Source organism: Intrasporangium sp., assembly GCF_032907665.1.
GTDB lineage: Bacteria > Actinomycetota > Actinomycetes > Actinomycetales > Dermatophilaceae > Intrasporangium.
Genome location: NZ_JAJJPG010000130.1, coordinates 2,838 through 9,300, shown reverse-complemented (window position 1 = coordinate 9,300; position 6,463 = coordinate 2,838). Strand labels below are relative to the sequence as shown.

The 6,463-nt window shown below is 71.6% G+C and carries 5 protein-coding genes; 3 read left to right on the top strand and 2 right to left on the bottom strand.

The features are described from left to right. Nucleotides 1–51: 51 nt before the first annotated feature. Together LOY02_RS15665 and LOY02_RS15660 are read right to left on the bottom strand one after the other, a co-directional pair. Entirely contained in the window at nucleotides 52–1,758 is a 1,707-nt protein-coding gene (locus LOY02_RS15665; RefSeq protein WP_317183297.1) for a substrate-binding domain-containing protein, read from the bottom strand. 412 nt (nucleotides 1,759–2,170) lie between these two features. Continuing rightward, nucleotides 2,171–3,538 (bottom strand): dipeptidase, encoded by a 1,368-nt coding sequence (locus LOY02_RS15660; RefSeq protein ID WP_317183296.1) that lies wholly within the window; start codon nucleotides 3,536–3,538, stop codon nucleotides 2,171–2,173. 68 nt (nucleotides 3,539–3,606) lie between these two features. Between LOY02_RS15660 and LOY02_RS15655 the strand changes: the two genes are divergently transcribed. From LOY02_RS15655 to LOY02_RS15645, 3 genes are read left to right on the top strand one after another with little or no spacing between them, the layout of a single operon-like run. Then, nucleotides 3,607–4,464: a methyltransferase domain-containing protein gene (locus LOY02_RS15655; protein WP_317183295.1), complete on the top strand. Its 858-nt coding sequence runs from the start codon at nucleotides 3,607–3,609 to the stop codon at nucleotides 4,462–4,464. Beyond that, nucleotides 4,461–5,708 carry an MFS transporter gene (locus tag LOY02_RS15650; RefSeq protein WP_317183294.1) on the top strand — a complete coding sequence of 416 codons (1,248 nt, stop codon included), beginning with the start codon at nucleotides 4,461–4,463 and terminating at the stop codon, nucleotides 5,706–5,708. Before LOY02_RS15655 ends, LOY02_RS15650 begins: the two co-directional genes overlap by 4 nt. A gap of 58 nt (nucleotides 5,709–5,766) precedes the next feature. Continuing rightward, a complete protein-coding gene (locus LOY02_RS15645) occupies nucleotides 5,767–6,336 on the top strand; it encodes a protein-L-isoaspartate O-methyltransferase (RefSeq protein ID WP_317183293.1) in 570 nt (189 codons plus the stop codon). Nucleotides 6,337–6,463: the final 127 nt, after the last annotated feature.

The window sequence follows — 6,463 nt, the reverse complement described above, 5'->3', positions numbered from 1 at the left end:
CGACGAGATCCTGCCCCACGCCACCCGTCAACGAAACTCAGACGCGCGACACTAGTCGGTGAGGGCTGCGAGGAACACCTTGCCGAGGTCCTGCGCCTCCCGGGCGACGTAGGCCTCACCCTTGGCGGCATCAGCGAACCTGCGCAGTGTGGCGGCGTCGGCTTCGCCACCGAGGGCGATGCTGAGGATGCGCACCGGCCGCTCCGGGCTCGCCAGCGGCTCGATCTTGGCCAACACCTGCTCGAGCGTGGCGCTGCCGGGGTCCTCGTTCTTGCCGTCGCTGATCAGGATGATGGTGTTGTTGCCCTCCCGCCAGGCCTTCTGGGCCGCGCCGGCGGCGGCGATGACCGTGTCGTGCAGGCCGGTCGCGCCGTCGGCACGCAGGCCGCTGAGAGACTTCTGCAGGGATTGCACGGCGGTGACGCCACCGACAGACCGCGAGGGTGGCCCCAGGTCGAGGACGACGGTGTAGTCGGTGCGGTTCTCGTGTCGCGAGAAGGTCCACAGGCCGATGTTGGTCCGGTCGGAGAACAGCGGCAGAGAGTCGGCGATGGCCTCCTTGGCCAGGTCGAGTCGCGTCGCGTCGCCCGCCGCGGCGACGCGCTCGTTCATCGAACCCGAGGTGTCGAGCAGGACGAGCACGGAGCCCTGGCGGTCCAGAGCGGTCCATCCCTGCAGGGACTGCGCCAGCGACCACGAGTTGGGGCGCGACGGAGTGAATCGCGGCTCCGACGCCACCACACCCTGGGACGTGTCCGCCTCGGTCTGCAGGCGCGGAGTGCGCCAGCCGTCGGCGGCGAAGTGCTCCGTCGCCTCCCCGGTGACGAGGAAGACCGCGAAGCGGTCGAGCGCGGCGCGCTGCTGCTCGGTGACCCAGCGCCCGGAGATCGTCATCAAGGGGACCTCGTTGGGGTGGATCCCGTCCTTCGGATACAGCGCAACGAGCGGAGTGGTCGGCTTCGACGCGTTGAACTTCAGCACCTCACGCTCACTCGTGGGCAGGAGCATGGCCTCCTTCGCAGCGTCTGCCGCCTTCACCGTCGGGTCGGCCAGCGGCGCCAGGACCTTCTTCGCGTCAGCGTGCAGGTCGGCCAGCGCGCTGTGGGCGGACAGCAGGCCTCGCCGCACGTCCTCCACCGACTCGGCGCCCGCGGTCGCCCACTCCGAGAGGCTGATCATCGACGTCAGGCTGGCCGCGTCGCGAAGCGGGTCCTGCCACCCGATGCGCACCCTCCCCCACTCGGGGTGCCCCTTTGCGCCCCACCCCGCCGGGTCCCGGGCAAGGTCGAGCAGCTCCCCCCAGCTGGGCTGGCTCTTCGGCCAGCCCAGGGCCTCGGCCATGGGCTGTGGCGCCGCGATGACCGCCGGGCTGACGGCAACCACGGGGAACGTCCGAGGGAGCGCGGCGGACAGCTCGGGCCGGCGGCCCAGTACCTCACGCCAGATGCTCGCGTCGGGGACCCAGGCGGTCGGTGCGTTCGCTCCCCCGTCGGCCTCGACGGCGGCGCGGAGCGTGTCCCCGAAGTCATTCGGCTCTGCCGAGACGACAGTCGTCGTCGTGCAGCGCCCGTCGACCCATGAGGCCGTGCCACGGTCGAAGGCGGCCGCGGCCGTGGTGAGCACCGGCGCCACCGAGGGGGAGGCGACGATGGTCAGCGGCACGCGCGACGGACCACAGGCGATGGGTCCAGCCGAGTCGCCGTCCGGCTTGAGCAGCCCGTATGCCGCGCCCCCGATGAGCACGAGTGGGACGAGCACGAGCGCGATGGTCCTGAGGCGACGCCCCCGGCCGCGGCTCGGCGCTCGATGCCGTCCCCCAGGACGCGAGGAGCCGGCGCGTCCCCAGCGTCCCTTGAGTCGCGGGCTCCCCGACGACGAGGTAGTCGCAGCGCGCGCCGCCTTGAGGCTGCGCTCATACGGCCCCAAGGGACGCGCCGACGGCTCGGGGTCATGATCCACAGCGGCCTCCCGATTGGCACTCACGCGCAACGCTGCCTGGGTCAGACGACCACGGGCATGCGGTCAGTCGGCCCAGCCAATGGTGGGCCATGTTACACACCCGCAGGGTGGGAGCGCCGCGCTGCCGCCAGATTCTGGGACACCCCGTGTCGCTCCCACCACGACGCGGTATGCCGCTGGGCTGGCTTCCGGCCCAGCGGCATACCCCCGTTCAGCCTCGGTGCTGGGCCCCCAGGCGGGCCAGGAAGATCGCCTCCGCCTCACACACGCGCGCGAACTCCTCGAGGTGGAGAGACTCGTTGGCACCGTGGGCGCGGGTGTCGGGGTCCTCCACGCCGGTGACGATGATCGCGGCGTCGGGGAATCGTGCTGCGAAGTCAGAGATGAACGGGATCGAGCCGCCCACACCCATGTCGACCGGGTCGACACCCCACGCATCCCGGAACGAGGCACGAGCCTGGTCGTAGATGGGGCCGTCCGCGTCGGCCGCGAAGCCGGACCCCTCCTCCGTGAGCTCGACGGTGACCCTGGCACCCCAGGGCGCGCGCTCCTCGAGGTGCGCGCGCAGCAGCTCGAAAGCCTTCTTCGGGTCCTGGGCCGGCGCGATGCGCATCGACAGCTTCGCCGCGGCCCGCGCAGCGAGCGTGTTGGACGCCTTCTCCATGGACGTCGCATCGATGCCGATGGTCGTGATGGACGGTTTCGTCCACAGCCGGGAGAGGATCGAACCGGTCCCGATCGGCTCGACGCCGTCGAGGAGCCCGGACTCCGCCCGCAACCGGGCTTCGTCGTAGTCGAGCTCGGCGGCCAATCCTTCGTCGAGGCCCCGCACTGCGACGTTGCCGTCGTCGTCGTGGAGCGTGGCGAGGAGCTTGACGAGCGCCGTCACGGCGTCTGGCACCGCGCCGCCGAACATGCCGGAGTGCACCGAGTGGTCGAGGGTCTCGACCCGCACGACGGCCCGAATCCCCCCACGCAGCGTCGTCGTGAGCGCCGGCGTGCCGATGGCCCAGTTGCCTGAGTCCGCGATGACGATCGCGTCAGCGGCGAGCCGGTCACCGTGCTTCTCGAGAATGGCCGGCAGAGACGGGGAACCCGACTCCTCCTCACCCTCGACGAAGACAGTGACGCCCACCGGAAGCGTGCCTCTGTGCGCTCGGAGGGCGGCGAGGTGGGCCATGACGCCCGCCTTGTCGTCAGCGGCGCCGCGGCCGTAGAGGCGCCCCTCTCGCTCGGTCGGCTCGAACGGCGCACTGTCCCAGTCCGCGTCGTCGCCTGGGGGTTGCACGTCGTGGTGGGCATAGAGGGTCACGGTCGGTGCGCCGTCCGGGCCCTCGACGTGGCCGATCACGGCGGGGCGACCCCCCTCGACGACGACCTCGACGTCGAGGCCCTCTGCGCGTAGCAGCCCGGCGACTGCATCTGCGCTGCGAGCGACCTGGGACTGGTCGAAGCTGGCCGCTGAGACGCTGGGGATGCGGATCAGCGACTCGAGGTCGGCCCGGACCTGTGGCATGAGGTCCGCCACACGGTCACGAAGGGACTGGATCTGGTCAGGGGTCAGCACGTCGTCAGTCACCGTCCGACCCTATCGAGCGCCACCGCCCTGAGCACGGTCGCCGGAGCCGCCCCGATATCGTCGAGCCCATGTCGGAGGACCACATGGGCTCGACGTTCGGCTTCGGCATGGATCCGTGGCTCTCGCGTCTGGGCAACCTGCGCAACGTCGTGCGCCAGGAGCTCGTGTCCCGCCAGCTCGCCGCCCACCTGCCGCCCCAGGGAGGTCCGCTCCGTGCGCTCGACGTCCTCGACGTCGGCGCCGGCCAGGGCACGCAGGCGCTCCGCCTCGCACGGCTCGGACATCGCGTCACGGCGGTCGAGCCCAGTGCGCGGATGCGGGAGGCCTTCGACCGGGAGGCCGCGGCACTCCCCGCCGACGCACGCGAGCGCGTGACGCTCCTGGCCGGCGACATCACGGCGCTGGCCGACATCACGGGCGCAGCGGCATACGACGTCGTCCTCTGTCAGGGCGTGCTCATGTATCTGCCGCACGCTGGGCCGGCCATTGCCGGGCTGGCCCGCTGCGCCGCGCCAGGCGGGCTCGTCTCGGTGGTCGCACGCAACGCCGACGCGCTGGCCTGGCGCCCGGCGACGAGACACGACTGGGTGGCCGCGCTCGCCCTGCTCGACGAGCAGGAGCGCGCTGCCGCTGAGGGCCGCGACCCCTCGTACCGCAACGAGATCGGCGTGCCCGCCCGCGCAGACCGACTCGACGACCTCACCGCGGCGCTCGAGACCGAAGGCCTGCACGTCGAGGAGTGGTACGGCGTGCGCGTCGCCTCCGACAACGTGCCCGTCGACGCGCCCACTCCCCCACCTGACGAGCTCGCCCGCATCCTCGACGTGGAGGAACAGCTCGGTCGGGCCGACCCCTACCGCCGCCTCGGGACCCTCCTCCACGTCGTGGCACGGCGGCCCGGACGACCGGCTCCCGCGGCGCCATGACGTCGCTGATCGAGCGCGTCGCACCGGCGCGGCTCGGGCCGTCATTCCGGTGGCTCATGCTCTCGTCGTGGGCGAGCAACCTCTCTGACGGCATCGCGCTCGCTGCCGGACCGCTCCTCGTCGCCGCCCAGACCCGCGACGCGTTCCTCGTGGCCCTTGCCACGGTGCTCCAACGGGTTCCCTGGCTCGCCTTCGCCCTCGTGGCCGGCGTCATCGCCGACCGCCTCGACCGCAAGCGGATCGTCATCGTCGTCAGCCTCCTGCGCACGACCGTGCTGCTGGTGCTCAGTGCGGCGATCGTCACCGACGTGGTGAGCATCTGGGTCGTCCTCACCGCTCTCTTCCTGCTCGGCACGGCGGAGGTCTTCGCCGACACGACGAGCCAGACGCTCCTGCCCATGGTCGTCGACAAGGCCGACCTCGGGATCGGCAACGCCCGGCTCATGGCCGGCTTCATCACGGTCAACCAGCTCGCCGGTCCGCCGATCGGCGCGGCGCTGTTCGCCCTCGGCCTCGTCGTCCCCTTCGTCGCCCAGGCGACGTGCATCGCCTTCGCTGCCCTGCTCGTGTCACGCGTCGTCCTGCCCCCGCACGGCCGGGACCCGCAGGCTCGGCGCTCCCACCTGAGACGCGACATCACGGAGGGGCTGCGGTGGCTGTGGAACCACGCCGCCGTGCGCACCCTCACCGTGACGATCGTCATCTTCAACGTGACCTATGGCGCCTCGTGGTCGGTGCTCGTCCTCTATGCGGTCGACATCCTCGATGCAGGGGCGGTCGGTTTCGGGCTGCTCACCACGGCCGGCGCTGTCGGGGGCCTGCTGGGCACCGCGCTCTACGGCTGGGTCACGGCGAGAGTCAGCCTCGGCAACATCATGCGGGGCGGACTGGTGATCGAGACCCTCACACATCTCGCCTTCGCCCTGACCCGGCACCTGTGGGTCGCCCTCGTCATCATGTTCGTCTTCGGTGCCCACGCCTTCATCTGGGGCACGACGTCGAGGGCGGTCCGGCAGCGCGCCGTGCCGACCGGACTCCAGGGACGGGTGGGCAGCGTCTACCTTCTCGGCGTCTTCGGCGGCATGGTCGTCGGCGGTCTCGTCGGCGGGGTCGTCGCCGGGGCGTGGGGCGTCCTTGCGACATTCTGGTTCGGCTTCGCCGGCTCGGCCCTTCTCGTCGTCGCGATCTGGCAGCAGCTCCCGCACATCGCGCACGCCGACGCCGAGGCCCTCGCCGACCCCTGAGCGCTCCGGCTCGCATCGCTCGGTGGTGCGCTCTCTGTGGGACTGTTTCAATCGGGGGATGCGCCTGACCCGCGATGCCGTGAGGCGGGCCTTCGATGCCGTCCCACGCGAAGGCTTCCTGCCCGCGTCCTCGCGAGCTGACGCGCGGCGCGATGCGCCCATCCCGATCGGGCACGGACAGACGAACTCCCAGCCCCGCACCGTCGAGGCCATGCTGCGACTCCTCGACGTGCGCCCCGGCGACCGCGTCCTCGACGTCGGCTCGGGCTCTGGGTGGACCACTGCACTGCTCGCGCACCTCACCGGTTCGGAAGGGTCCGTCCGGGGTGTCGAGCTCGTGCCGGAACTCGCCCGGTGGGGCGCCGACAACCTCGCAGCCACCGGCCATCCCTGGGCCTCGATAGCGGAGGCTGACGCGGACGCGCTCGGCGACGCGGAGCATGGCCCCTACGACCGGATCCTCGTGTCGGCCAACGCTCGCAGGCTCCCGGACGAGCTCCTCGCCCAGCTCGCCGAGGGCGGCCGGATGGTCATCCCGGTGCGCAGCCGCATGCTGCTCATCGAGCGTCGCGGCAACGAGGTCCGCTCGACGGACCACGGTCCCTACCGCTTCGTGCCGCTCCGCTGAGAGGACGGCTCCGGCTGCGGCTCGGTCCCGAGGACCTGGAGGTAGCCTTCCAGCGCCTCGGCGACGCCGCACGGCAGCACAACGTCCTCACCGCGACGCCGAGGGCTGGAGACGCCGAGGGCTGGAG

Coding starts and splice junctions, on each gene's coding strand:
- LOY02_RS15645 (WP_317183293.1), top strand. CDS start 5,767: ATGCGCCTGACCCGCGATGCCGTGAGGCGGGCCTTCGATGCCGTCCCA.
- LOY02_RS15655 (WP_317183295.1), top strand. CDS start 3,607: ATGTCGGAGGACCACATGGGCTCGACGTTCGGCTTCGGCATGGATCCG.
- LOY02_RS15650 (WP_317183294.1), top strand. CDS start 4,461: ATGACGTCGCTGATCGAGCGCGTCGCACCGGCGCGGCTCGGGCCGTCA.